The sequence below is a fragment of the Microcystis sp. LE19-10.1B genome, from assembly GCF_027530565.1.
GTDB classification, from domain to species: domain Bacteria; phylum Cyanobacteriota; class Cyanobacteriia; order Cyanobacteriales; family Microcystaceae; genus Microcystis; species Microcystis aeruginosa.
The window spans coordinates 1-2941 of the sequence record NZ_JAPZQM010000734.1 but is presented as its reverse complement, the minus strand read 5'-3'; the positions used below and the strand labels follow the sequence as shown (position 1 = coordinate 2941).

The following is a 2941-nucleotide window of genomic DNA, read 5'->3' as shown; positions in this document are numbered from 1 at the left end:
CATGTGTTAGGCACGCCGCCAGCGTTCATCCTGAGCCAGGATCAAACTCTCCATGATGAATCGTTTGATTCTTTTGACTTTTTTTCGTCTCCCCCTTGCGGGTTTGACTTCTTTGTTATAGAATTGCTTCTAAACGAGGCTGTTTTGCTTGGCTTTCAAACTATTGTTTTGTCTAGGTTCCAGCGTCGTTTGTTTCGCTTTGCTTTCGCTTCGCTTCAACCGCGCATTTACCAATGTATCTAACTTCCCTAAGTTTGTCAACCCCTTTTGGCAAAATTTTTTGATCTTTTTTCTATCCCTTGCTACGTAAGCCTTTCAGCCTTTAGGGGTTTTTGGTAGTCCCTTGATTAGAACTGGCGGTGCGGATATATTAGTTTATTCGTACTAAATATTTTCCTCAATTTAATTTTTTATTCAATCCCTCTCGATCGCTGGGGCGATTTTGGGGTATGGTTCCTTGAGAATCTATATTTCTGATCGGAAAGCCCTCATGTCTCGCCGCGCTGCTTTACAATCCTATTTACTGGTGCGTTTACTCCTAGCTCCCTTGATGTTATGGACGATCGTGACGGTGGTTTTTCTACTGATGCGTGTTGCCCCCGGTGATCCCACGGATGCGATTTTAGGCAACCGCGCCCCTGAAAGTGCCAAAAATGCCCTAAGAGAACAATTAGGACTGAATAAACCCCTATTTTTCCAGTACCTAGACTATATTTTTCACCTAATGCGTCTCAATTTAGGAGACTCTTTAACCAGTAAGGGGGTGACGGTATGGGAGATTATCGCTAAACATTTTCCAGCGACGGTGGAACTAACTTTTTATGGAATGCTAATTGCGGTGATAGTGGGAGTCGGATTGGGAATTATCACCGCTTCCCGTCCGAATACCCCCTTAGATGCGGGGGGACGTTTATTTGGACTGATAACCTATTCCTTGCCGATTTTTTGGGTGGGAATGCTCTTACAGCTAATTTTTGCGGTACAGTTGCGCTGGTTTCCCTTGGGGACTCGTTTTCCTTTGAGTGAGACTCCACCCCAGACAATTACAGGTTTATACACCCTTGATAGTCTGATGACTCTACAACTAGATAAGTTGCCCACAGCTTTGTATTATCTAGCCTTACCTAGTTTTACTCTCGGCATTCTCTTGAGTGGGATTTTTGAACGGATGGTGCGAGTTAATCTGAAACAAACTTTGCAAGCGGACTATGTAGATGCGGCCAAAGCGAGAGGAATACCAGAAAAAACGATTATGATCGCCCATGCGCTGAAAAATGCTCTAATACCCGTAATTACTGTCTTAGGATTAACTTTTGCGGCTCTTTTAGGTGGTGCAGTCTTGACGGAAGTTACTTTTTCTTGGCCGGGTTTGGGAAATCAGTTATATCGCGCGATTTCTCTGCGGGATTACCCAACAGTACAGGGATTAATGGCTTTTTTTGCGACAATAGTGGTTTTTGCCAGTATTTTAATCGATTTAATCAATGCTTATGTTGATCCTCGCATCCGTTATTAATCAGGGAGAGGGAATTATGAATTATGAATTATGAAGTGGGGAGGTGGGGAGACCACTACGCAGTTTAAATACCGTACAGCTTGAGATGAGACAACAGCCGTGAAATTGATGTCACAGCTAATAAAAAATGGATCAGGATTGCTTTTTATCTCTAGGTTGTTGTTAGGTGATTGCTGACTGATTAATAATGGTTGAATGTTAATCGGCTTTTCCTTTTAGGGAGACGAAATCGGGCCTATGGAAATTACTATTGTCACCATTTTTCGGGGGATGAAAAGGATTTCTCACTTCGGTGGGAGTGGGTAAACCCTGTTTCATTTCCGCTACTTTTAAGAGGATCAAATACTCATAAAAAGCTTGCAGAGTACACCAAGCAAAACCAGCTTTACCATCGAGAATTCCCGCCAAGATAAAATACATATAAAACCAACGAAGCAAGGGACGAAAAGGCAATCGTAGAGATAAATCTTTTAAAGCTCTCCGTCTATCTACTTCGGTTTCACCAAAAAATAATTTTTTCCAACTAACACCACCGTTAGCCAACTGATGTAGGGTTTCTGCCGCTTCATCGGTAGAGTAACGATTATGTTTTTCAATCCAACGACTTAAACCTTTACTACAGGTATAGTGGGGATAGGTTTCTTCTAAAAAAGAGGTTTTTCCTCGACATTCTTCCCTTTCCGTGTGACCATAATCGCTAAACCAGACTTGATCTTTTCTAAATAGACGCATTTGATAACGGGGATACTGGGTGCTGCGACGGATCCAAGTTCCCATAAACATAACTCTTTCGGCCACATAAAAACCAGTAAATTCTTTCTGTTGAGTGGCGCGCAGACATTCTGCGTAGAGTTGGGGTGTCATCCTTTCATCTGCTTCGAGAATATAAACCCAATCGTATTTAGTCTCGATATTTTCTAACATCCAAGTTCTTTGTTTACCATGACTCTCGAATTGATGCTGAATCACGCGCACTGGATAACGAGAAGCAATCTCTACAGTGAGATCGCTACTGTAGGAGTCAACCACAATCACATCATCGGATAGAAGTGCCGATTCCACACAGGCGGCAATATCAATTTCTTCGTTATGAGTGAGAATGTAAATGGAAAACATAGATATAATATGGTGTTTGATTATACGAAACCCGATCGGGCAGTAGTTCTATTGTGTACTGGAAAAAGCGGAATGAAAACCTTTATTATCCAAGAAATTTTTTTAAAACTGTCAGACTGAGCCTATTCTAACCTCGATCGCCATTTTGTCAATATTTCTTAAGTATTACCAGCAATTCCAAATTCAGAATGTAGCAAGGAATACAGAATACAAAACGCTTTTGCCCTGTAGCTCCCCATCCAAAATCAAGAAGAATTAACGCGAGTAACAGGGATGGCCTCATCGAGCATAAAGTCTAAAAGGTGGTGC

At 41.8% G+C, this 2941-nt stretch carries 3 protein-coding genes; 2 read left to right on the top strand and 1 reads right to left on the bottom strand.

Translation table 11 applies throughout. The features are described 5' to 3' along the window. Together O9332_RS26350 and O9332_RS26345 are read left to right on the top strand one after the other, a co-directional pair. Positions 1-243, top strand: a 243-nt coding sequence (locus O9332_RS26350) for a hypothetical protein (protein ID WP_288028009.1), incomplete at its 5' end; no start/stop codon positions are given. 247 nt (positions 244-490) lie between these two features. Next, the gene (locus O9332_RS26345; protein WP_002757482.1) at positions 491-1516 is read left to right on the top strand and encodes an ABC transporter permease; all 1026 of its coding nucleotides are present in this window, start codon (positions 491-493) and stop codon (positions 1514-1516) included. A gap of 198 nt (positions 1517-1714) precedes the next feature. Here the strand turns inward: O9332_RS26345 and O9332_RS26340 are convergent, their stop codons facing one another. Continuing rightward, positions 1715-2632, bottom strand: a complete 918-nt coding sequence (locus O9332_RS26340) for a glycosyltransferase family 2 protein (protein WP_288028007.1) — start codon at positions 2630-2632, stop codon at positions 1715-1717. Positions 2633-2941 lie beyond the last annotated feature (309 nt).